Consider the following 26,313-nt stretch of genomic DNA (forward strand, 5'->3'; position numbering starts at 1 on the left):
TAGATGGAAGCAAAGTAATTGGTAATTATATTGGTTTTTCTTATTCATATAACGGGAATATTTATTAGAGTTCATGATTATAAATAGATAAAATAAATAAGTTTTAAGAAAAGGACTACATTTTTTTTCATTTTTCTTTATAATAACAATAAAATTTGTATATTTGAATGCTGAAAATGTTTCATATCAAAAAAGGAGATAATATTTTTAGTTAAATCAATCTCATAATAAATTAAAAAATAATCAATTATGTCTGTATCAAGAAGAACTTTTTTAAAGACAGGGGCAGCTGCAGTCGCAGGACTTACTATTGCTCCGAGCAGTATCTTGGGTAAGAGTTTCGGTCATGTATCCCCAAGTGATAAGCTGAACATCATGGCTGTTGGTATTGGCGGTATGGGTGCTACTGATATTGGTAAAATGGACAGTCAGAATCTGATTGCTCTTGCAGATGTTGACTGGAGCTACGCAAAACCGATTTTCGATAAGTATCCAAATGCAAAGCGTTACAAAGATTATCGTAAGATGTATGAAGAGATGGGTAAATCAGCTGATGCTGTTGTTGTTGCTACAGCCGATCATACTCACGCTATTATTGCTGCTGATGCTATTACGTTAGGAAAGAACGTATACGTAGAGAAACCTTTGACACACTCTATTTATGAGGCTCGTTTGTTGAAGAACTTGGCAAAGAAGTATGGTGTAGTTACTCAGATGGGTAACTGGGGTTCATCAGGCGAAGGAACTCGTAAGGTTATTCAATGGGTACAAAGAGGTGAGATTGGAGAGGTTCGTAAGGTAGAAGCATTTACTGATCGTCCTATTTGGCCACAAGGTTTGCAACGTCCTGAAAAAGTTGATAAAGTTCCTAAGACTTTGGATTGGGATTTGTTTATCGGTCCGGCTAAGTTCCGCCCATACAACTCTATTTATCATCCTTGGAACTGGCGCGGATGGTGGGACTTCGGCACAGGCGCATTAGGTGATATGGCATGTCATATTCTGCATGCTGCATTTGTTGCTTTGAAGTTAGGTTATCCTTCTAAGTTGCAAGGTAGTTCTACTTCTTTGCTTACCGATTGTGCTCCAAGTGCTCAGTCTATTAAGTATACATTCCCTACTCGTGAAAACTTGCCTAAGCTTGCTCTTCCTGAGTGTGAAGTTTATTGGTACGATGGTGGTATTAAGCCGGAGCGTCCATTGAACTTGCCTAATGGTAAAGAGTTGAATGTTGATGGCGGTGGAGTAATCATGTATGGTACAAAGGATACGTTGGTTTATGGTTGCTATGGACACAGCCCATATCTATTGTCTGGTAGAGAGCCTGAGTATGTTCCTGGAAATCATGAAATCAAGGATTCTGAGCATCAGATGGACTTCGTTCGCGCTTGTAAGGAATCTCCGGAGAATCGTGTACCGACTTATTCTGATTTCTCAGAAGCATGCGATTTGACTGAGATGGTTGATATAGGTGTATTAGCTATTCGTTTGCAGTCATTGAATAAGGTTCTTGAATGGGATGGACAGAACATGAAGTTCTTGAATATCTCTCCAAGTGAAACAATGAGAATTATGAAGGTTGATGGCTTCTCCGTACATAATGGTCACCCAACATTCAATAAGACATTTACAGAGCCTTTCAATGCACTTGAGTTTGCGAATGAATTGGTTAAGCACAACTACCGTGAAGGTTGGAAGTTGCCTGAAATGCCGAGATAATAACTTTTGTATAATGGATTTCAATATGAAGAAGCTACTATCATTATTAATACTTTGCCTTTCGTGTTTCATGCTGAACAGTTGCAATAGCAATGAAACAAAGGCAGAGAAGCAAGGATGGAAATTGGCTATCCAGTCGTATACTTTCCATAAGTTTTCGTTTATCGAGGCTCTTGATAAGACCAAGGAATTAGGAATCAAGTATATTGAAGCTTATCCTGGTCATAAATTAGGAGGGAGATACGGAGACCAAGTGTTTGGTATGGATATGGATGATCAGTCTCGGAAAGAGATTATGGATAGTGCTGCTGTCCGTGGTATCAAGATTGTTGGAACAGGTGTCTTCACTACCGAGAACTCCGAAGATTGGGAAAAAGAATTCAAATTCGCCAAAGACATGGGGATGGAATACATTACTTGTGAACCGGAGTTGCGTGATTGGGAGATGATTGACAAGCTTTCTAAAAAATATGATATCAAGATCTCTGTTCATAACCATCCGAAACCTTCACCATATTGGGATCCTAAAAATCTTTTATTTGCTATTTCTAAGTTGAATAAGAATATCGGTTCATGTGCTGATGTTGGTCATTGGAAACGTTGTGATTTGGATCAGAAAGAATGTCTTGAACAGTTGAAAGGCCGAATTATCAGCCTTCACTTTAAAGATATTGCTGAACCGAAAGCCGATGGTACAATGGTTGATTGTATTTGGGGAACAGGCATTCTTGATGTGAAGGATATGTTGCGTATACTCAAGGATGAGAAGTTTAAAGGTTATTTTGCTATCGAATACGAAAATAATTGGAATAATTCTGTTCCCGATATAAAGCAATGCGTCGATTACTTCATTAAGTGTTGTGACGAGATTCTGTAATTCGGTTTAGAGTTTAATATTTAGGGTTTAGAGTGTCAGCTCTAAACCCTAAATTATTTTATGGAGGATAAAGTGTGTGGTATAAACTATTCCGCAAAGTCTTTGCGGTATTTTTCCGTATAAAGTTCCGTTCTTTCGAATTGTATTGATAGGATCGATGGATAAATGGATAACAAGTTATTTCTTTTTCGCTTCAAATAATACATTCGGTTTATGGAAATCGGCTTCCTTATCATCAGTCTTTTGGGCAGAATACCAGTGGACTTGTTCTCGACCGTAATAGTCGGCGCGGAATACGCCCATATAAAAAGCATTTAAATTGACTCCCAGTTTCTCTAACTCTTTTATCTCAATCCGGCCAATTAAAACGTAAGCATCCGCATCTTTCTGAGTCTTTAAGTCGAGTGTATTGAAATTCCAATCGTAATTGAACTTGCGATAATAATTACATGAATAATCCAACGTGTTTCCATTCGGATCCATCTCTGCTCCATAATATGTCTGCGTCATATTCTTATCTGGAGAGAAGAAGATTTCTACTCGGTCTTCGTTGCTTACATTTAATTCGTTTCTATAGTCACTACAAAGCGTTGGAGTATCATCTTTCACCTCAAATCGGAAATAGAAATAATCGGAAGAAAAGAAGCATTTGAATGTCGAGTTATCGCTTAATCCGTCCCAAGGAGCATATAGTTTTCTAATACTATTGGCACTCATCCATTTATTGACATCAAACATCTCGCTCAACGCTGTATTATCGCTTAAAGTAGGTATTTCAAATGGTTGTTTAAACCTATCCTTTGTACAACCGGTGAGCAGAAATGTAGATAGAAAAACGGTTAGTATTTTATTTTTTCTCATAAAATCTATTTTTTCATTGGCACAAATTCACAGTTTTCTTTTGATTTTCCGGTTCGGTATCCGGAATTTCCGGAAAGAAGTAATGACTTTGGGCATAAATAAAAACATTTACTGCTGTCCGATAAATCTATTTTTTTATCCTATTACTTCAAGAATAAAGACTGAATAAGTTCAAAGTCATTATCCGGACGAGAAGACTGCCATACAGGAACTTCTTTTGGATTTTTATACTTGCTCACCAAACTCTTAGCCTTTTCTGTATCTCCTTTATAGATAGCTTCACAACACTGAGCAACAACATCGTTAGAATACTTCATTACCCAACCGTTAACCATCTCTTCGGCGGCGGCAGCATTTCCCTGAGCCTTCAATGCTAAAGCATCCAACAAATTAGCCGATTTGAAATAAGAAGCATTCACCCCATTATTCGGCACTTCCTTATAAAGTGCCTGAGCTTTCTCCTTATTGCCCATCTTAACCTGAGCTTCGGCAGCAAGGAAAGTCTCCAAACGAGTATCATTGAACTTATCGTATGGCTTTCCGACACCTAAATTTTCCGGCCAAACACCGGCAGCGTCCACTTCTTTAAGAGCTTTAGCAGCATTTCCCGTATTCATGTAATGGACGGCCTTGTTCAAATGAGCAGTACGATATACGACACGACCTTCCGAAGCGCCCTCGTTAGGCAAAACAGTCAGGTTGTTCAACAAAGAAAGACACTTATCGTTTTGCCCTTCATTACACAAAACCTTAGCATACTTCAAGCCAAGGATGTAATTATCCGGATAAAGTTTCATATACTTCTTCCCAACAATATCAGCGTTCTTCCAATCTTTAACGTCGGAATAGTAATTAACCAAAGCTAATCCTGTACGCCAAGATTTCTGCATTTGCTCTGCTCGTTTCAAATCAGCCAATTTAGCATCACCCTCTTCTAAGGAAGCACGAGTCAAATAGAATGAAGCATCATCGGCATTATTAATTCCACTGAAGATTTTCCGAGCAATTTCTTTCTGCTGCTTACCCCAATAAATCAGCGCACAATAATAGTCAATCTTCCAATTGCTCTTCTTTTCCTTAGCCCATTCCAACGCTTTTAATGTAGAAGCACGGTGCGGGAACACCATATCAGGAGATTCATTATTAGCTTTCTCTACCAAAGCCAAAGCATCAGACGCCTTTCCTGTCCGATCTAACAGATAAGCACGTTTATAATTTGCAATAGGATAAGAATCTATCATACCAAGCAACTCGATAGCATCTTCATAATCCTTAATACTTTCATATTGGTTGGCTATCTCTACATAAACTTCATTATTCAACTCATTGCGAATAGCAGAAGTAAAATCAGACTTATTAATTATTCCGGCTTTATAAGCCTCGAAACGAACCGGATGATACAGCGGATCATCCTCTAACACTTTATTAATAAGCTCTTTTGCCTTATCAGATGCATTCGTTTTCCTATAAATTGTCATCAACAAACGCAAAGAACTAAGGTTATGAGTATTAAAATCTAAAGATCGTTCTGCAAAATGCCGAGCTTTTAAATAATCAGCTTCAGCATAAAACATTTCGGCCAGCTTCTCATAAGCAGCACTACAAACTTCCGCAGAACGGGATGCGATAGAGAAACCATCCTTTGCATCAACGATATTGCCTAATATTTGATTATTAAGTCCATACAAATAGTTTACTTTACCATCGTAGGTATTGATTGCCAGCGCCCTCTTACAAAGTTCGAGAGACTCGTTATATCTTCCCTCGTGATAATAAACAGTTGCCAAGCTATAAAGAGCCGGCATAAAGTTAGCGTCCTTTTCCAAACATTTCTTCAGATGGCTTTCGGCTGCATTATAATACTTCTGGTTCAACTCCTGATCACCTTGAGTATAAAACCCGTAAACAGAATTCCAATCAAAATCCTTCGGAGTAACTTTTGGCCGATTAGTAATATTATCACTCATCACTTCAGAATATTCCAACAAATGATTACCAATCTTAATCTTTAATGTCCCTTCATTCTGTAAAGAGCCGGTTAAAGGTAACATCTCTTCCCAAACTTTCAAGACTTCTGTTTGCAAAGGAAAAGTCTTAACCAACTTATCACCATCATAAACATATAATTCCGTATTCAACTTTTGTAATGGAGAGAATCTTATTATCAACTGCCCGTTCTCACGAGTTACATTTAGCGCGCCATAGTTATTGGCTTTCAAAACATTTCCAATTTTCTCAACCGGAAACCAATATTCTGTCCACCGATCTGTTCCCTGTGGAACAAAGTAAGTATGTTTATATGGAGTATAAGCACTATTAGCGGCAGGCTGATTAAACATTCTTCCTGCTTGAAGTTCAATATATTGTCCGTGTCCATCCGTTAGCAAATCCTCCCAAATAGCACCCGAACGAGCTGTACCCCATAAAAATATTTTCATTCCCAATTTATCGGCATAATCAGCATAATGTATCGATCCATAGTCTTTATCATGATAATAAACACCATAGAAATCATTATACTTTCCTAAGACATGATAAGAAACCGAAGGACCCTGATTATTTCCCTCGTAAGTACCAATATTATGACCGTCCTCGTCATAAGGATATGAATGAAGTTCTCCGCCGTGGCCAATATAATGGGTACCCGGATAAGTAAATTCAGCCTTCCCCTGAGAAGGATAACCAGCATTCATCCACTGATAATATGGTTCATCCATATCTGAGCTATTATGCCAAACCACATTGGTTGTGAAAAAAGCCTTATCAGCCGGAACATTCACCTCCACTGTCCACCATGTATGTGTCACCCACTCATACGAAGATACATAACAGCTGGCACTGCCATCCGATTTTTGTTTCGTAACGTAATCAACCGGCGTAGCTGTAGAAGGCACGTGTCCGATAACACCGAAATTAAACTCGATGCCACCCGAAGTCCAAGGCCCGCGCATCGCGATATTACGGAACTTCATGACATTATTTTTATAAACAAACTCTTTTCCCGTTGTCTTATCAATGGCCCCCCAAATCTTACCCCCCACTTGAGGGAACACAGAAACCTTAATATAAGGATTCTCCAATTCAACCACTTTCCAATTTTGTTCTACTCCCTTAACGGCATACCCGTCATAACGGAAATAAGGATAAATAAAATTTGAAGGTTCTGGTACAGGATTCGGATCAGAGAAAGGGTAAGTCTTAATAGACTCATTTACCTCTCTTACTGTCGCTTGTGAAAATCCTTGCATAGCAACTAAGACCAGACATAAAGTTAAAAAAATGCGTTTCATGATATATTAAATTTATTCAATTATAATCAGATACCCTTTACCTTTCGGAACATTAATAGAATCACCAACATTCCAAGTTGCCTCATTCTGAAACAAATCAACTTTTGGAGCATGCAACTTTACCTTTAGCGGATCAAGTCCTAATGCCTTCCAATCAATATCCAAGGTAATAGTTTCCCCTTCCTCTGCCCAAGTAGCAATAGAAACTAATGTTTTTTTACCTTTCTGACGATAAATAGTAGCTAAAGTCTTATTACTATTAGTTTTCACCGGATTATCTTTTACCCAATAACCAATCATTTCACTATGTTCTATTTCAAATTCATCCCAAATTTTCCAGATTGGACGATTATCCACACCTTCAGTCCACGGCATACGGGCAGTCATGCCATAGAGCATACCTCTCCATTTGTTTCCGCCATCCTGAAGCATTTCTCCCATTGTTCCCCAAGGAATACCTGAAACTTCAATAAGATAAAACTCAGGATTGAAATTATAATCGAAGTATTCTCCAAACCAAATACGATCTAAATATGGCATGTGCTCCAAATAAAGATTTGCGCTGTTGGCAAATCCGTCCGATTTATTATATTGATTCGCAGAGTGCAAGTCGATCATTGCACTCGGATTTGTTCTATTCAGTATTTTACGAACACGCTTCATTGACATACGATCGAAAGCTAAATCATCAATATATAAACCATCTATACCCACATTCTTAACTAACCAGTCGAGTCCTTCCATATAGTAATTATGCCAACGAGAAACACCTGTTGTTACGATAGCAGCATCTTTTAACTCAGGAACAAACCAAGCTCCAATATAGTCCTGATCATAATGTTCCTGTAACCATGAAAAACCTCCACCTTTTCCTTTAGAGAAAATCTCATCTCCCAAGCTGCGGAGAACAAATATTTCTGCACAGCTATTAGACAATTCACGGACTGTATTATAAATTTTCACCTTTATATTGCGTGCGTGTGCTCCATCAATGTATGCCTTCATCTCCTTCGCACGGAGGAACGGATAATTAATAAACGGATTAATAGGTGTTGCGTGATGGACATTTATAACATTAGCGCCAAACTCCTCAACTTTATCAATAAATTCATACTTATGATAGAAACGGTCTTTAAAATGCTTAGCTGTATCAATCGTACGAAAAGGAGTCACTAAGATATTAAAATAGTAATAAAGACGGTCGCCCTTCTTAACCTCACGTGTTCCGGAATAAGCTGTAATCACACCCTTATTCAAATTAATGCCACCTTTTCCATTGTTATACCATGAAACGGGCATAACCAATGGCTGCTGGTGATAAAAATTCGTATTCAATGGACGACGGTAATTATTATCATAGAAACGAAGCTGCAATCCGGCATTCACAGAACCCGCCCAAATTGCATCCTGATTTTTCTCAATATCCCATTTCCATTTTAAATCATTTGGACAATAACCACCTTTCTCTCCTAAGCCCATCATATATTCTGCAAGTCCGGGAGTTAAAGATGCCTTTAAAAGAATATCATTAACCTTACCATCTTTACGTGCAACCAAAGTAATTTTATAAGTTATATTACCATCCGATTCCAATTCCCCATCTAACTGCATCAAAAACTGGTCATTCTGATTGAGTGCAGTCCATTCTATGGCAGCCGGCTTATGCTTTACTATTTCGAAATCCAAGTTTTCCCAATTTCCTCCATCTGCCTGTAAATCCATAGGAGAAGCTAAAATAGGTTTACCTTCCTGCCCAATCTCTGTCATTGTTTCTTTAAAATAGCTCGTTATAGAAGCAGGCAATCCATTGTCAGATAATTGAATGTCTCGGCCAAGAATAGAAAATTTCTTTCCTTTAAAAGAAATGGGAGTATAAGGAGCAATCACTTCATTATCAAACCCAATAGAAGAGTTCAACCAACGAAGGCGAGTCATTCGCTCCGGTTCATTGTCTCCGTGATTAGCAATAACATTATTCGAAACATTTATTTTCACTTTGACCGTCTTAACCTCCGCATTAGCAGAAGAAACCGTAACAGTTCCCTCATAAGTTCCTGTTGATATCTGTTCTGGTATCATGGTACCCATCCATAAAGCCTGAACTTTTCCTTTCTCAACGGAACAATTCTTTTCAAAAACTGTTCCTGTCACATCTATGCCTCCGGTATTAAAACAAATAAAAGAAGAAGCTGGCAATTGTTCTCCTGTTTTTGAATTAACAAAAGAAGAAAAATCCACTTTCAACTTATTTACTGCATCTCGAACAGCCCAAACACCAAATTGGAAAGTATAGTATTCTCCCTTATCAGCTTTACCTTCAAAAGAATCGTGATGGTTGTCCTTAATCCATTTATAAGGGATATCCATAGTCATACGAATCGGATTCATACGATCTTCTGTAAACAGAATATATTTACCTTTTGGTTGTGAAGCCAATAATTTCTTTTTCTCAGCCGCTGTAGCAATAATTTCCATTGGATAAAAACTATTGAACTTATTAATAGCTTGGTACTGCACGAGACGAGCTACAGGTAATTTGGGAGCATTCTTACCGGTTAAATAATTTTTTTTCAACCATGAAACATCAGCAGTATCCTCAAACGGGGGATATTTAACTGTCGGATAATATTTACTTCCGCTCGTTACATTCTTTAAATAGTAAATATAATATTCTCCTGGAACAGTCTGTGGCTGGAAAGCTATTTCTCCTTTCTCCTGATTAACAGTAAAACGGGCTACATTGGTAATACGTTTTCCCGTTGTTGCATCAACAACAATAATATTCTTCTGATCGGGATTAGCATCACGGCGACGCCATTCCAAATTTGCCAAAACGACATCTAAAGACTTATCAACTGCAACTACTACTCTATGGTTTCCTAAAGAATCAGCATTCCAAGTTCCTGTCCCATACAAATCTTCAGTCGGAACAGTCTGAGCCGACACGATAGTTAATGGAAATAGAATAAAGAATGCAATAACGTACTTTTTCATATCATTTATATATTATTACTTATCATTATAATTACGTATTCTTTCCAACAGTTCCATCTGAGGACGTCGCTTTTCAATATCTCCCGGATCAACTTTTTCCATTTTAAACTTTCTCTTCAACCTATCATTCTCCTCCATAAACAACGTAATTTCATCCTCTGAAAAAGAACAAAGTTTATCAGAATCAGTATAAAGCTCATACCCAAGTTCTTTCAATACATTACCTGCTACAGATTCAAAAATACAAATATCATTAGGAGACATCTCTTTCAAAAACTTCTTACTATTATTCTTCAAAACAGGTTTGATGACATTCTGCCACATTTTACCAGCTATAGCCGTATGCTTCGACTCTGATGATTTATAGTAGTCCATGACTTTATTAGTATACAAAACACCTAACTTTTGGCATAAACTTCTCACAGTTCCTTCCGGATCAACTATTAATTCTTCATAACTTAAACTTATAAATCGCTTCGCTGGAACAATAGAACGCACAGCCAAAGCCGCTTCCTGATCTTTTTTCCAAACATTAGCCAAAGCATAGATATGTTTTTCCCCCACAATTGCTTTTTGGAAAGAAAGAGCTACATCTCGCCCATCACGATACAAATATAAATAAAAAGGATGAATTCCTGCATCTTCCATGGCCTTTGCATAATAAGAATTTTTCATACTCTTACATAACCAATGTGTTGCATGAGTTTGAATAGCTGCTGTTTTGTAAATAATATGAAAGACATCGAACAAAGTAGGATGTTCACATTCTTTCAATACATTTTCCGTATTTAAAATAACCCCTTCCCATGGAACAGGATTAATACACACTAATTCACATACATCTTCAACTAAATTATGAAAATTATTTTTATCTGATAAATCGCCATACTTAGGAAGTAAAGGTAAAAAACGTTGAAGTATATGTGGTGGATGCGGAGCAACTATTTCATCAATAGCGTCAAGCATCACCCTTAATAAATTAGAACCCGACCGTTGGGTTCCAATCATTTGTATTCCAATAATATCATCCATAATCAAAATAATAATAAACCTGCAATACCTGATCCGAGAATCAAATAAACAGGACTCATCTTGAACTTATATGTAACTATCAGATAAATAGCAAGTAATGCAAAGGTTGGAATAGAAAAGTCCATTGTTTTACCTATAGTAAAAGTAGAAGCAAAAATCATTCCAATGACGGATGCACGCACTCCTTTCATTATTGCCTTTACTGCAGATAACTTAGTTAAAGGCATAAAGAAACGGGCACAAATAACCGTTAAGACTGCCGGAGGAGTAAACATTGCAATCGTTGCCATTAATGCTCCTAAAAATCCTGCCACCTTATAACCAATAAAAGCAGAAGTAATAAAGATTGGTCCAGGTGTAACTTGTCCTATGGCTATTCCATCAGCAAACTGACTATCTGTTAACCAACCAAGATTCCCAACAAATAATTCTCTTAATGTAGGAATAACAACATAACCACCACCAAAAAGAGTTAGGCTGGACCCACCAAAAATAGAAACTATCTTTATCAGATTGGGACTACTATTCATGGCCCCACCTACAAAAACTAAAGAGAGAAAGGAAACAATGATCGAAAAAAAAGCAAAAATGGGATTTTTGCTTATATGAAAATCAATATCAGAATTTAATATAGGCTTATTTTCCCTGAATAAGAAATAGCCTATTAAACCACTTAAAACTATTATAGCAAATGTGAGCCAAAAGCCTCCAACTAACACCAATAACAATGCAGATATTATCCCTATTACCCACTGCGAAGAAACTTTTAACTGCTTTTTAGCCATATTAAGAGCCACAGTAAAGATTAATGCAACTATCATAGGTAAAAAACCTTGAAAAATACTTTTTACTTGTGGAACATTACCATAATTAAAATAAAACCAGGATAAAAAGAGAACTAAGAAAAAGGATGGTATGATTATAGCAATGAAAGCTGCAAATGCTCCACTAAGTCCTTTTAAGCGATAACCAACATAGGCAATAAGATTGACAGCCATAGGACCAGGAAGAACAGATACTAAGGAAATACCATCTAACAAATCCTCTTCTTTCATCTTCTTATCAATTTCCACTATCTGCCTTTGAACTATAGCGATTAATGACATATAGCCACCAAAAGCTGTAGACCCCAATTTCAAGAAAGTCAGAAATATGTATAAGATGCCATTCTTCATCCGCTCTGTTATTTTATCTCAGTAAAATATCTGTTAAACAAATCTTGTGGGACATAAACAGCTCTATATGGGGCATAATACATTAAACTTTCCCATAAAATTTTTCCCGTACGGTCTGTAACCATTATAGAACCAGTCTTAGAGCTACACTGCAAAATATTTCCGTTAGGTAGCATGAATGCATTTCCCATTCTAGAAGTATATTTATCTTTCGAAAGCATTGCACTAAGAACTAGCTTCGCTGTTTTATTCTGTTCATCAATATGAAAGGACTTTGCCCCAGAACGTTCATCATATAATCCGTTGTCAAAAAGCATTAAATCACCATTATTCATAATATATGGGCTATGCTGAAAAGAAAAATATGCAATACTATCCATCTTAAAATCTCCATTTCTTCCTAAACGCCATAATATCTTACCGCTGTTAGCATCTAATTTCCATATTTGGTCCTCTATAGGAGCAGAAATTAAATAGTTACCATCGCTATCAAAACACAATCCATTTGCATGAAAACGATCATAACGATATTCTGCTATATATGGATCCTTGTCAATATCCCACACATCCCACAAAGACAATGTTTTTAAAACATTACCTAAAGTATCTATAACCATTATACCATCTCCACCCAAGGTATCTGTTTCCAAGCAACCATTCACTTTAATAGAAGCTACTTTCTTTGGCCGATAAAGCGTATGTATATGATTTTCTTTATCCATAAGAATATCATGATGAATAACTAGATAATCTTTTTCTTTTTCTACCGAATCTAAATTAAGCCTCCACATCAAATCACCGGTAAGAGAAACTTCTGCCAAGCCAGTACCTCCGGCAAAGCCGATAGATCCTCTACGCATAGGTTTCTTATGCTCTTCTTTTCTAACTTCTTCCGGAGTCATTGGTTTGTCATCGATAACATCTCGTAAAGCCGGACGTAGCATGGCTAAAAAAGTTCCTCGTGGAGTAATAGATGCTGCTCTTACTCCTATATCTGCAATTTGCCAATACCAGCGGACTTCACCTTCTCCATCAATTAAGGCCATATAACCAGGCAAGCGTCCAAAACAAACTAATATATAACCATTTCCTAAAGCAGAACCATCGTGTGGTTTTTCCTTACTGAGCCAACGATTTATTAACCATGGAGATTGTTCTCTTGTTTTAAACGACAATTCTTTTGATTCTTCTTTAAACAAGCCATCTATAACAACCCTATATGTATATTCTGTATTAGCCTTTAATAATAATAAATCTAATTGCACCAATGTATCCGCAGGTGCAGTACGGGTCTTATATGTTTTTCCTGTAGATTTCTCTTTATAAATAATGTAAACCGGTGCCGGTTTAGCCAATACGACTTCCACTTTATTATACATAGCTGTATTATGAGGTGAAGTAAGCGTAATTCGTTTAATAGTATTTCGGTTCAGATAATAATATCCAAATACTAAAGCAATAACTAATAATGATATAAGAACTATTGTTTTCTTCATCTGATTTTATAACAATAAAGGGATACCTGTCAGTACAGGCATCCCTTTTTCATATTCAAAAATTAATGTGACAAACGATTTTGATTAGCCTCATTCATATAAGTATTCTGCTGAGCGTCATATAAAGGATAAGGGAAATAACGCAAATTTGCTGTAACAGTAGTAGGCTTTGCAAGACCTAACTTCTGAAGATAATTATTTACGGTTATTTCATATTTACCAAAGCGTATCAAGTCGGCACGACGTTGGAATTCAAAAACAAGTTCCCAGCCACGTTCATTCAAAATGGCTTGATCCATTTCTTCTACACTGGCTGGAATCTGAAACTCGTTACTACTTCCGTAAAGAGGTGCACCTGCACGTTCTCTAATCTGATTCAAATAAGGTAAAGCAGCGGCTACGCCATTTAAATTATTTTCAACTTCAGCCTTCATAAGAATAACATCTGACAAACGGAAAATACTAATTGTACGTCCATCATAATATGAAGATGAAACCATTTTATATGAATACTTCATAGTAGCCACATTCTGCATAAACTTAGTAGTATCATTAGGAACAACTGTTACACCTTCATCCGGAACCATATAATGAAAACCATTTTCTGTAGTATCATCACGTTTTGAAGCACCGGTATAGTCATAATAGAAAAATTCTCGACGCGGGTCTTGCTTTGAGTAACTTCTCCAGAAAGGAAGAGATACTCCATAATATTGCCAACGTCCAGGAACATCTGGATGATCAGAAGGACCAAAGTGGTTAGTTATCTCACCACCATTCGTTGTTGCCTCATGTAAAATACAAAAGATGAACTCTTTATTAAATTTATTGCTTTCAGACCATACGTTTTTAAAGTCTTTCTCTAAAGCATAAACGCCTTTATCGCGTAAAGACAAAACCATATCTATATATGTTTTTGCATTTGCATAATCATGATTGCGCAAATAAATCTTAGCAAGCAATGTTTCTGCGGCACCTTTAGTAGCACGAGCTAACTCCTCACTACCCCAAGTCTCAGGCAATATTGCAATACATTCCTTTAAATCAGATATTAAAGTTTCCTCAATAGTAGCTACCGGAGTCAACTCCATATTTTTAATATCATTTGGATTTTGTAAAGTTGTCAAAAAAGGAACAGCCCCCCATGCGTCTGTTAAATCACGATAAGCAAGGGCACGGCAGAACTTAGCCTGAGCTTTGATCAAAGCTTTACTCTCATCTGTCATGCCACTCACTTTATCAACATTTGCAATAACCACATTTGCATTAGAAATAACCTGATAAGCGCACTGCCAATTATAGCGGAAGTAACGATTATTAGCATCATAAGTCATCTGACTTAATTTAGTAGGATCACCGGCAGCAGTTGAATAACCCATATCTGTTGCATAATCTGAAATCATTACAAAATAACCTGCATAATACATCCATCCATCACCAGGATAAGGAGCAAGATCTGCATAAACACCAACCAATGCGGCATTAATATCAGATTCGGTAGTATAGGCATTCGTTGTCGTCAAATTACTATACAAAGTTGGTTCCAGGTCTGTACAAGCAACCAACCCTATTGCAGCTAAACCTATTAAATATTTATTTATTTTCATATAGTTATAATTTCTTAAATGTTAGAATGTGATATTCATACCAACAGTGTAGGTACGCATTGCCGGATAAGAGTTAAAATCCAAACCTGCACCTGCATTGGCTGTCTGTTTAGAATTAGACCCAGAATACTCATATGCCTTAGTATCAACTTCCGGATCCCAACCTGAATAACCAGTAAGAGTTAACAGATTCTCAGCGGCTATATATACGCGACATGAAGAAATGACCTTCTTAAACGGAATAGTATAGCCTAAAGTAATATTTTTCAAACGAACGAAAGAAGCATCCTCTATGAAGTGATCATTGATATAACCACCATACTTCGAATAATAAAATCCATTACGTGGGATATCAGTATTCATATTTGAAGATGTCCAACGCTTTAATGCATCCGTAGTTCTATCCCATTCCAGATTCATCCGAGTCATATTCAACAAGTCGTTTCCTACAGAACCCTGAAAGAAGATATTCAAGTCAAAGTTCTTATAACTGAATGTATTTGTCAAACCAAAAATAAAATCAGGACTTGCATGGCCGATAATTGTACGATCGGCTGAAGTAATCTGACCATCACCATTAACATCAGCAAACTTAGGATCACCCTGTTTTGCGTTTGGTTGCGGGGCATAAGTCTCACCTTGTTGGAGAACACCAAGATACTTATATCCAAACAATGATCCCAAAGCCTCCCCTTCACGAACGACGGCATAATGTTCTTCTGAAACGGTACCCATCGGCTTAGACGATGTGATATAAATATCCCCCTGAGAACCTAAATTCAATACTTCATTCTTATTAAATCCAATATTAAATTTTGTATCCCATACCAATGGACCTGTCAGGTTATGAGAAGTAATATCCAATTCAATACCTTTATTAGAAATAGAACCTACATTCTGCTGTCCGGAAATATATCCACTATAAAGAGGTAATGAAACGTTCAGCAATAAATCATTAGTCTTCTTGTAATATGCATCAATTGTGACAGCCAACCGATCATTAAAGAAGCCCATATCTAAACCAACATTATACTGTGTTGTTGTCTCCCATTTCAAATCTGGGTTCTCGGCACTGCTTTGACGCAAATGAGTTCCAGTAACATTTGAACTACCATCAAACGTTAAATGAGTAGTTGACATCAATGCATATGACGCATAATCACCAATGCGCTCGTTACCTGTTACACCGAATCCTGCACGAACTTTCAAGTTACTAAATATTCCCAAGTTCTTAATGAAATTTTCTTCACCAGCACGCCATGCCAAAGAACCAGAAGGGAATGTTCCCCAATGCTCATTCTTACCAAAACGCGAAGAACCATCACGACGAATGGTGAATGTAGCCAAATACTTACCATTATAAGAATAATTTAGACGGCCTAAGAAAGAAATCAAGATATTCTCTGTCTTGTTTGAACCAATTGACGTTTTTTCCGAAGCTGCACCAATATTATTCCAGGTAAACACGTCAGTTGAGAAATTTTTCGCAGTCATTGAGCGATATTCTGAAGTATACTTTTCATAAGTATAACCTAACATAGCATTAAAGTCGTGTACCTTATTAAAAGTATGCATGTAGTTTGCTATTCCTTCAAACAACAAATTCGTTGAAGAATAGTCGTATGTAGTTGCTATACCATTATCAATACTTCCCTGATAAGTCGTAGAAGAAGGAAGATAAGTTCCTTGGAAATTATGTAATATTTCAGCACCACCTGTTGCTTTCAAGGTCAAATCCTGGAAAGGATGAATCTCAAGAAAAGCAGTTCCGTTAAACTTATCACTTTGTGATTTATTATTACGCTCCAACAAATTGGCCAATGGGTTATCACCACGACCTCCGGGAACACGTCCATAAGAGCCATCTTCATTATAAGGTTTAACTGTCGGATCATACTGAAGAACACTTAACAACACGTTTGAATTCACAATGTTACCGCTATATTGCTGATATTTTGAATCTTCACGATGCGCATAAACTGTTGCACCTGCTTTAATGTAATCATTAATAGTCTGATCAACATTCACACGACCGGAGTAACGTTTGAAGTCTGTATTCTTCAAGACACCTTGTTGACCATAATAACCTAAACTAGTCATGACTTTTGTCTTATCCGAACCACCGACAAACTGAACATTATCATCCTGAACGATACCTAAGCGAGTACAAACATCCAACCAATCTGTATCTACATTCGACTGCAACTGTGATGGAGTATATACTCCGTTTGGGTTCCCCTCCTGACCATCTATTTCTTGATATAAAGCATTTTTTAGATTCATATATTCCTTTGCTGAAATAAAATCGAAAGGATTTTGGATCTTTTGAACACCCAGATATCCGTTATAAGAAATTCTATTCTCCCCAGCTTTACCACGCTTTGTAGTAATAAGAACAACACCATTGGCACCACGAGCACCATAGATAGCTGTCGCTGAAGCATCTTTCAAAATTTCCATTGATTCAATATCATTAGGGTTGATATTTAATCCTTGTGTTGTAGGAAATCCATCAACAACATACAACGGTTCATTTGAAGAACTAATTGAATTACTTCCACGGACACGTACCGAAATAGTTCCTCCCGGAGCTTTTGAACTTTGTGATACTTGGACTCCAGCGGATTTACCTTGCAATGCCAAAGCTGCATTGCTAACCGTACCACCAAGTGTCATATCCTTAGCAGAAACAGTTGACACAGCACCTGTCAAATCTTTCTTTTTGACGTAACCATATCCGATGGCAACAATTTCTTCCAAACCAATAGCATCTTCTTCTAGCACAACGTCGATTGTAGAAGAAGAAACTTGCACCTCTTTAGTCTTCATTCCAATAAAAGAATAAGACAAAATCTGTCCATCGCGAACGCCTGACAATGTATAATTACCATCCAAATCGGTGGTAGTTCCATTTGTCGTTCCTTTCACAAGAACAGTAGCTCCCATTACAGGCTCACCTGTCTTATCCTTAACAGTACCTTTTACCGTTCTAGTCTGTTGGTCGACTACCGGACTTGGGACTGCTGCAAAAACAGAGATCTGTGTTGTACCCATTGCTAAAAATAAAGCAATAAAGGATACCATAAGTGTTCTTTTACAGCTCATTTTGAGTGAATTAGTGAATTAAGTTAATTTTACGTTTTACTTGCTTATATTAGTTATAAGAATGGACAAAGGTATTGAAAAAATCTATTTTTTCTAAAGAAAATCAAAAATTTTATGATTATTTCGTTCGTTTCAAATCATAGTTTTATGCATATAATAAGGATAAAATTTAAAAAAGAACTTAATGCTTTTTTTACTTTTTATTACATCAAGCAGAAATCTTTTCAAATATAAAAGCATTATCTTTGCAACGTGTTTAAAGAAAATAAAGACAGTTTGCTATCTCTCATCCGATTAGGGAAACCTATGACGTTGAAACAACAGTTGCATCTGACGATTCAACTGAGTACTCCTGCAATCTTAGCTCAACTTTCCGCTACCATCATGCAGTATATTGACGCTTCCATGGTGGGTAGCTTAGGGGCTAATCAATCTGCTTCCATCGGAATTGTAGAGACCACCATCTGGCTCTTAGGCGGTGTGTGTTCGGCAGCTATGACCGGTTTCTATGTACAAGTTGCCCATCTCATCGGAGGCGATCGGAAAGAAGAGGCTAAGAATGTTCTGCGACAAGGACTTATATCCGCTTTGGTATTCGGTTTGTGCATCTCTTTAATTGGAGTTTCTATCAGTCCTTTCCTTCCGGGCTGGCTCGGAGCCAATGAAGAAATAGCCGCAGACGCGTCAAGCTATTTCAGAATCTTCACGCTTTGTATCCCTTTTCTTATATTTGAAATCTTAGGTGCCGGAATGCTCCGCTCAAGTGGTAATATTTTAGTTCCGAGTCTGTTGAATGTCCTTATGTGTACCTTGGATGTCATATTCAATTTTTTCCTGATATTCCCATCTCAAACTGTAAATATTCTCAACCTAAATGTTTTTATGCCGGGTGCCGGATTGTCTGTAACAGGAGCTGCCTTAGGTACAGCCTTAGCAGAGATAGTCACGGCTGTACTGATGCTTTATTTCCTTTGCTTCCGCTCAAAAGATTTGAAAATCGTACACGAAAAAGGGCACTTCTTACCTACAGCCGATACCTTAAAAAAAGCTATTCGAATTAGTATCCCGATGGGCATTCAGCACATTGTGATGTGTACTGCCTATATTACCACCACTATTATTGTCGCTCCATTGGGTGCTGTTGCTATCGCGGCAAACTCTTTCGGAATAGTTGTGGAGAGCCTTTGTTATATGCCGGGGTATGGTATAGCCGATGCCGCTACCACCTTAGTCGGGCAAAGCGCCGGTGCAGGAAGAAAAGATTTGATGAAACGGTTTGCGGGCATCAGCATTATAATGGGTATGGTTGTCATGACATTCATGGGATTTATCATGTATATGAGTGCTCCTCTTATGATGAGCATCATGACTCCTGTTCAAGAAATCAGAGATTTAGGCGTTATGGCTTTGCGAATTGAAGCGTTTGCCGAACCGATGTTCGCAGCTGCTATTGTAAGTTATGGTGTATGTGTAGGAGCCGGCGATACACTTATTCCCAGTGGAATGAACTTCTTCAGTATGTGGGCAGTACGAATCACCTTAGCTGCCACGCTTGCCCCCTCGTTAGGTTTAAAAGGTGTTTGGATTGCCATGTGCACTGAACTTTGTTTCAGAGGAGCCATTTTCCTAATAAGAATGAAAACCGGAAAATGGATGAACAAGGTTGGAAAGCTATAAGCTAATCTGAATGAGTCATCAAGATGTTTCTCCAACTCATAAAGAAATCGGCTCGTTTGATTCTGAACAAACGAGCCGATTATACGTGTCCCTTTCAAATAACTCTTGAACGTCTTTCGTTCACAAACCGGTTAATTGGTATTACAATCCTAAATCTTTATATGTTCTCGGAGCAGGAACCTTTGGCAAAGGAACGCGAGTTTTCAACTCTTCCAATGCCACCTCAATAGCCTTTTCCAATTGCTGGTCTATGCCGGCAGCTTCCTTTATCGGATCATTATCTATCAAGATATCAGGATCTACTCCATGATTCTCCACAATCCACTTACCTGTCTTCGCGTCATAATTTGTGAAAAAAGGAACGCGGACATCTGTACCATCCATAAAAGGAAGTGAACCACTAATTCCAATAATACCTCCCCAAGTACGGGTTCCTATAACATGACCTATCCCATTCGCCTGAAAACTCCAAGGGAATAAATCACCATCCGAAGCAGAATATTTATTAATTAGCAATACTTTAGGGCCATACTGCGTAGCATCCGGAATAGTTCCTGTCTTTGTCGAACCACGACGCATAGTCATACGGTACGGCTTACGAAGCAAACGCTCAATAATCATAGGAGATACATTACCACCACCATTAGCACGGTCGTCTATAATCAAAGCCTCCTTATCCAATTGCGGATAAAAATAGCGGGCAAACTCATTCAAGCCTTCAGGTCCCATATCCGGAATATAGATATAGCCAACCTTTCCATTCGTTGCTTTCTCCACAGTCTGAATATTCTTTTGCACCCAATTATAATGATATAACGGATATTCATTCTCTATAGGAGTAACCACCACTTTTCGTGCCCCTTTATCCGAAGCTGAACTATTAACAAGCAATTCGGTCATTACTTCTGCCTTACCTATTAACAACTGATAAATATTATCTACCGTCTTGGTGGAAATTCCATCAATTGCCGTGATATAATCGCCTTCCTTAATATTAAGCCCCGGCTCTGTCAGTGGCGAACGAAGAGTCTTACTATAAACAGCTCCCGGCAAAATCTTATTTATCCGATAATAGCCACTCTTATCCCGACTGATTTCCGCTCCAAGCAGACCCATCTTAATCCTTTCGGGACTTGCCGTTTCACCCGGATTAATGTAGGCATGTCCACAAGCCAGTTCAGAAATCATTCCGGCAATCACATAATTCAAATCAATCCGTGTTTTGACATACGGAACCAAAGATCCATACTTTTCTTTCAATGCTTTCCAATCGGCACCATGCATATTTTCCAAATAGAACCCATCGCGGAACGCACGCCACGTCTCATCAAAAATCTGAGGCCATTCTTTTGAATAATCAACCAATGCAACCATATTTTTCAGATTGACGCCTTTCTCCAAATTTGCTTTCTCTGTCGGGAAATCATTAACATAAAGAGTTCCACGCTGATAGAACAATGCTTTCTTTCCGTCGTGTGATACAGACATACTTGCATGCTCGGCTACTGTTTTCTCTTTCTGTTCAGATAAATCAAACACTTTTAAGTCTGATCCAGCAGAATACCAAACTTTCTTTCCATCCGAATAAAAGCCTCCATAATAATTCGTTCCTAAAGGCAATTTAACAATTCGTCCGGTCAAGCCATCCGTATCAATCTTAATCGTTTTATCTGTGGCAGATTCTTGTTTCTTATCTTTATCTTCAGCAGACGAAGCATCATCATCCGATTTTATCTTTACTTCATCATCCTTATCCAAAAAAGGAGATGGCGTTTCTTTTGACAAAAGGGCAAGATAAACTCCCCCCATCTTAGTATACGCAAAGTTCCATTCTATATAACTATAAATAGGATTGAAGTCTCGATTTGAGTTAAAAATCAAATACTTTCCGTCTTGACTAAACGTAGGAGAAGAAGAGTCGTACCATTTCTCCGTCACCGGATACTCTTTCCCTTCCGATAGATTATAAATATATACGACACTCATATTATTTGCTCCCGATTTGGTATAAGTAATCCATTTGCTATCCGGAGAATACTCCACATCATAAAATTCTCCTTCGGGATTCTGCGTCAAAATATTCTTCGACTTTGATATTACATCTACTTCAACAACCCTATTCTTTCGGTCTGTATAAAGAATCTTCTTACTATCAGGACGCCAGTAAATACTGCGAATATAAGTATCATTATCCTTTGTCAACTGAACAGGTTCATTTCCGTTAACAGGCTGCATCCAAACTTCTGTTTCACCTGTTTGATCACTGATATAGGCAATGTATTTCCCATCCGGGCTCCAACTCCCATCCCGATCATTCGCTCCGGGAGTACAAGTAATATTCTTTGTCACTCCTTCTTTTACAGGCACATCGAAAACTTCACCGCGAGCTGTAACGACTAAACGATTTCCATCCGGAGCCAAATCAACTTGTTGCATATTCTTCTCTACATGTTTCATCTCTTTGCGAGCATAAATATTATCAGAGTTCAATGTAATATTTATCTGCGAAGTCTGACGTGTCTTCGGATCTAAAGTATAAAGGTAACCTCCTTTTTCAAAGACAATCAGTTGCCCGTTCGAGCTCGGGAATTTTACATCATAATCTGTAAAGTTGGTTACTTTCTCTGTCTTTTTTGTTTGTGTGTTATAAACAAAAATATTCATTCTTTTATCTCGGTCAGAGAGGAAAAAAATTTCATTCCCAATCCACATTGGTATAATATCCTGAGCAACATTATCCGTTATATTCTCCACCTTTTTTGCCGTTGGGTCATACACCCAAATATCATCGGCCATACCACCCCGATAATATTTCCAATTCCGGAACTCACGCATTACTCTGTTGTAAGCCAACTTTTTCCCATCCGGAGAGTAACTGCAAAATCCACCTTCAGGCAATGGAATCTGTTCGGACATGCCACCTTCTTTCGAAATAGTCCAAAGCTTCCCTTCGAAACCATCACCTATTCTATTTCTATAAACAATGTTTTTCCCATCAGGAGTCCAATTCATCACTATATTATTTGGTCCCATCCTATCACCTAAATCATCTCTGCTATTGGTAGCTGTATAAGTCAACCGGACAGGCTCGCCTCCGGAAGCCGGTATCAGATATACCTCAGTGTTTCCGTCGTATTGTCCGGTAAACGCAATTGATTTTCCATCCGGAGAGAATCGAGCAAACATCTCATATCCGACATGAGATGTTAAACGAACAGCCTCTCCACCATGAATGGGGGCTTTATACAAATCACCACCATAAGAGAATACCACATCCGAACCATTGGTAGTAGGGAATCGAAGCAAACGTGCTTCTTGAGCAGAAGCAACCATTGCAGAACCTAATAGTAAAAAAGCAAAAAGAATTTTCCTTCTCATAATAGACCTCTTTTATAAATTTCTCAAAATTAGTGAATAATCACCAATATATAAATAGAACAAAAGAATTTTCTTTTTTATTCGTTGTCAACAGACCTCCAGACTCTCTATCTTTTAGGATAAAAAAGTTAGATTTTTTGCTTTTCTCATTCCATTTTATAACTTTGTAAAATTATATGGACAATTAACTATAATAATATAGACATATCATGAAAAGAATTTTCACCTTGCTAACAGCATCTGTCATATTCATCGGACTGCAAGCTCAGAAGGCTGAGCCTTCAGACGGATACCCTATTGGACAAGTCCAATTCACTCAAGTAAAAGTGAATCCGGAAGGTTTTTGGGGACAGCGATTAAAAGCCAGTCGTGAAGTAACTATTCCTTTAGCATTCAGCAAATGTGAAGAAACGGGACGTTATGTCAACTTTGAACGAGCTGCTCATCCTTGCGACACATTTACTGTTAGCGGTTACTCCTTTGATGACACGGATGTATATAAGACAATTGAAGGAGCCAGCTACTTGATGCAGACCTATCCGGATAAGAAACTGGACAACTATATAGATAGTATATTGGTAATAGTTGCCGCGGCCCAGGAGCCGGATGGCTATTTGTATACTGCCCGAACACAAAACCCAAAGCATCCGCACGAATGGGCAGGGACAAAACGCTGGGAAAAAGTAGAAGAGTTAAGCCATGAATTCTATAACTTAGGACATTTGCTTGAAGCAGCGGTAGCACATTACAGAGCAACAGGGAAACGAAACTTTTTAGACATCGCCATTAAATATGCCGACTGTATAAATAAGGAAATCGGTCCAAAGGGAGGACAACAAATTAAAGTCCCCGGACATCAGATCGCGGAAATGGGATTGGCAAAACTATACTTGGCTACCGGTAACAAAAAGTATTTGGACTTAGCAAAGTTTTTCTTGGACTACAGGGGAAAAACTTCTATGAAGGACGAATACAACCAGACTCATAAACCTGTTTTAGAACAAGATGAAGCTGTTGGTCACGCGGTTCGTGCAGCTTATATGTATTCAGGTATGGCCGATGTAGCCGCGTTAACCGGCAATCAATCGTATATTCAGGCAATCGACCGTATCTGGGAGAATATTGTAGGAAAGAAATATTACATTACAGGTGGAATTGGCGCAACAAATATGGGTGAAGCGTTCGGTCAAAACTACGAATTGCCAAACTCCACAGCTTATTGCGAAACTTGCGCCGCTATTGGGAATGTTTATATGAATTATCGTCTGTTTTTACTTCATGGGGAATCAAAATACTATGATGTTTTAGAGCGCACCTTATATAATGGTGTACTTTCAGGTGTATCATTAGACGGCGGACGCTTCTTCTATCCCAATCCGTTGGAAAGTCATGGGCAGCATGAGCGTAAAGCATGGTTCGGCTGCGCGTGCTGTCCTTCAAACATCTCACGCTTTATTCCATCAGTTCCGGGCTATGTCTATGCGCAGAAAGATCGTGACATCTATGTAAACTTGTTTATGCCGAATACCGCGACATTCCAGATTGAAGGTAAAAACATTGTTTTGGAGCAACAAACTGAATATCCTTGGAATGGTGACATTGCTTTAAATGTCAAAGAGAACAAAGCAGGAAAATTTACTTTGAAAATCCGTATCCCCGGTTGGGTTCGGAACGCGCCGGTTCCAAGCGATCTATACTCGTACACCGATGGAAAGAATCCACACTATAGCATTACTGTAAATGGACAAGAAATTCAACAAAATACACTCGATAAAGGATATGTAAATATTCATAACTTAAAAAAGAAAGACATCGTTCGCGTACATTTTGACATGGAACCGCGTACCGTAAAAGCACACGAGAAAGTGGCAGCCGACAAAGGGCGTATTGCCATCGAACGAGGTCCTCTGGTTTACTGTGCCGAATGGCCGGATAATAATTTCAATATTTTAGGCACCATTGTAAATGAGAAGGCAGATATTGAGCTGATTCAAAAACCGGATTTATTGTATGGCATCAAAGAACTTTGTACGGACGCGCAAATCCTTAATTATGATGCAAACGGAAAAATAGTTTCCTCTCCTGTCAAATTAACTCTTATTCCTTATTATGCTTGGGCACATCGTGGAAAAGGAAATATGATGGTTTGGCTTATTCAAGACATAAATAAAGCATTGATAAAATAACATCTGTTCGATAAATAAAAAAATACAAGTCGTGTACTGCTTTTATAAAGTAATACACGACTTTTTTAATGAACCCGCTTCACTTCGATGACTTATACTGATATAAGTAGACACATTTAATAACCATAAAAATGTGTATAACTTATGCGTAAAAAGTACAAACATTACAGTGAGGAAGAAAAATTAAATCTTCTTCGCGAGTATGAGGAGTCTGGTCTGAGCGTATATAAGTTCGTTCAGAGGTGTGGTGTTAGTAATAGAAGTTTGTTTCTGAGATGGCTTCATCAATACGAAACAGAAGAAAATTCGGTATCTTTGCCTGCAGAACCATCCGAGAACGATATGGCAAACCGTAGCAAAGACGATTACCGTCAGGAGATCAAGGCGCAGAAGAAGCGCATCAGGGAGCTGGAAAAGGCATTGTCCTTTTCCAAGTTGGAAACCAAAGCCCGCGACATGATGATCGACAAGGCCGAGGTGTATTTTGATATTCAGATAAGAAAAAAATCTGGGGCCAGGTAGCAACGGAACCGGTCAGCGAGGATGCCCTCAGGGTCACCCTCGTCTGCCGGTTATTTGGCCATTGCCGTCAGGCCTTCTACCGGGTGAAGGTCGACGTGGAGACGGAAGTCATGCGTGAGCGTCAGCTTGTCCGGGATGTCAGGGACATTCGGGAAGAAGACCTTGGCATCGGTGCCTGTAAGCTGTGGCTGATGCTCAAAGACATGTACGGAGGGGACTATGTCATGGGACGGGATTGTTTTTACGTCCTTCTGCGTCGTCATCATCTGATGCTTCCGCCCCCCAAGCCCCGTCATACGACCAACTCCAACCACCGTTACCACAAGTGGAAGAACCTCGTCCGCGGGCTTGTCCTGACAGCCGCCAACCAGCTGTGGGTGGCGGACATCACCTA

The 26,313-nt window shown here is 38.3% G+C and carries 14 protein-coding genes and 1 pseudogene; 6 read left to right on the plus strand and 9 right to left on the minus strand.

Annotated elements, in window-relative coordinates:
* Window positions 1-246 precede the first annotated feature (246 nt).
* Window positions 247-1,719: a Gfo/Idh/MocA family oxidoreductase gene (locus LO761_RS04290; protein WP_272817112.1), complete on the plus strand. Its 1,473-nt coding sequence runs from the start codon at window positions 247-249 to the stop codon at window positions 1,717-1,719.
* A 70-nt stretch (window positions 1,720-1,789) separates the two neighbouring features.
* Window positions 1,790-2,596 carry a sugar phosphate isomerase/epimerase family protein gene (locus LO761_RS04295; protein WP_407951544.1) on the plus strand — a complete coding sequence of 269 codons (807 nt, stop codon included), beginning with the start codon at window positions 1,790-1,792 and terminating at the stop codon, window positions 2,594-2,596.
* Window positions 2,597-2,773: 177 nt separating this feature from the next.
* On the opposite strand, the gene LO761_RS04300 is transcribed toward LO761_RS04295, so the two are convergent.
* From LO761_RS04300 to LO761_RS04335, 8 genes are all read right to left on the minus strand, one after another.
* Window positions 2,774-3,457 carry a sugar-binding protein gene (locus LO761_RS04300; protein ID WP_272817096.1) on the minus strand — a complete coding sequence of 228 codons (684 nt, stop codon included), beginning with the start codon at window positions 3,455-3,457 and terminating at the stop codon, window positions 2,774-2,776.
* A 143-nt stretch (window positions 3,458-3,600) separates the two neighbouring features.
* Window positions 3,601-6,747, minus strand: a complete 3,147-nt coding sequence (locus LO761_RS04305) for a DUF5107 domain-containing protein (protein ID WP_272817097.1) — start codon at window positions 6,745-6,747, stop codon at window positions 3,601-3,603.
* A gap of 12 nt (window positions 6,748-6,759) precedes the next feature.
* On the minus strand, window positions 6,760-9,741 hold the full coding sequence (locus LO761_RS04310) for a glycoside hydrolase domain-containing protein (protein ID WP_272817098.1): 2,982 nt from the start codon (window positions 9,739-9,741) through the stop codon (window positions 6,760-6,762).
* Window positions 9,742-9,756: 15 nt separating this feature from the next.
* Complete coding sequence (locus LO761_RS04315; RefSeq protein ID WP_272817099.1) at window positions 9,757-10,773, minus strand: sulfotransferase family protein; 1,017 nt, start codon at window positions 10,771-10,773, stop codon at window positions 9,757-9,759.
* Window positions 10,774-10,775: 2 nt separating this feature from the next.
* A complete protein-coding gene (gene chrA, locus LO761_RS04320) occupies window positions 10,776-11,948 on the minus strand; it encodes a chromate efflux transporter (RefSeq protein ID WP_272817100.1) in 1,173 nt (390 codons plus the stop codon).
* 8 nt (window positions 11,949-11,956) lie between these two features.
* The gene (locus LO761_RS04325; RefSeq protein ID WP_272817101.1) at window positions 11,957-13,444 is read right to left on the minus strand and encodes an aryl-sulfate sulfotransferase; all 1,488 of its coding nucleotides are present in this window, start codon (window positions 13,442-13,444) and stop codon (window positions 11,957-11,959) included.
* A 62-nt stretch (window positions 13,445-13,506) separates the two neighbouring features.
* Window positions 13,507-15,051, minus strand: a complete 1,545-nt coding sequence (locus tag LO761_RS04330; RefSeq protein ID WP_272817102.1) for a RagB/SusD family nutrient uptake outer membrane protein — start codon at window positions 15,049-15,051, stop codon at window positions 13,507-13,509.
* A gap of 21 nt (window positions 15,052-15,072) precedes the next feature.
* Window positions 15,073-18,135 carry a SusC/RagA family TonB-linked outer membrane protein gene (locus LO761_RS04335; protein ID WP_272817103.1) on the minus strand — a complete coding sequence of 1,021 codons (3,063 nt, stop codon included), beginning with the start codon at window positions 18,133-18,135 and terminating at the stop codon, window positions 15,073-15,075.
* A gap of 327 nt (window positions 18,136-18,462) precedes the next feature.
* On the opposite strand from LO761_RS04335, the gene LO761_RS04340 reads away from it, so the two are divergent.
* A complete protein-coding gene (locus tag LO761_RS04340; RefSeq protein WP_272817113.1) occupies window positions 18,463-19,833 on the plus strand; it encodes an MATE family efflux transporter in 1,371 nt (456 codons plus the stop codon).
* A gap of 141 nt (window positions 19,834-19,974) precedes the next feature.
* On the opposite strand, the gene LO761_RS04345 is transcribed toward LO761_RS04340, so the two are convergent.
* Window positions 19,975-23,211 carry a S41 family peptidase gene (locus LO761_RS04345; RefSeq protein ID WP_272817104.1) on the minus strand — a complete coding sequence of 1,079 codons (3,237 nt, stop codon included), beginning with the start codon at window positions 23,209-23,211 and terminating at the stop codon, window positions 19,975-19,977.
* A gap of 209 nt (window positions 23,212-23,420) precedes the next feature.
* Between LO761_RS04345 and LO761_RS04350 the strand changes: the two are divergent.
* From LO761_RS04350 to LO761_RS04360, 3 genes and pseudogenes are all read left to right on the plus strand, one after another.
* Window positions 23,421-25,379, plus strand: a pseudogene (locus LO761_RS04350) (glycoside hydrolase family 127 protein); the annotation flags it as partial.
* A 162-nt stretch (window positions 25,380-25,541) separates the two neighbouring features.
* Window positions 25,542-25,919, plus strand: a complete 378-nt coding sequence (locus LO761_RS04355; RefSeq protein WP_272817106.1) for a transposase — start codon at window positions 25,542-25,544, stop codon at window positions 25,917-25,919.
* Between the two features lie 184 nt (window positions 25,920-26,103).
* Window positions 26,104-26,313, plus strand: a 210-nt coding sequence (locus LO761_RS04360) for a hypothetical protein (RefSeq protein WP_272817107.1), incomplete at its 3' end; no start/stop codon positions are given.

The sequence above is a fragment of the Phocaeicola oris genome, from assembly GCF_021295095.1.
Classification (GTDB): Bacteria; Bacteroidota; Bacteroidia; order Bacteroidales; family Bacteroidaceae; genus Phocaeicola; species Phocaeicola oris.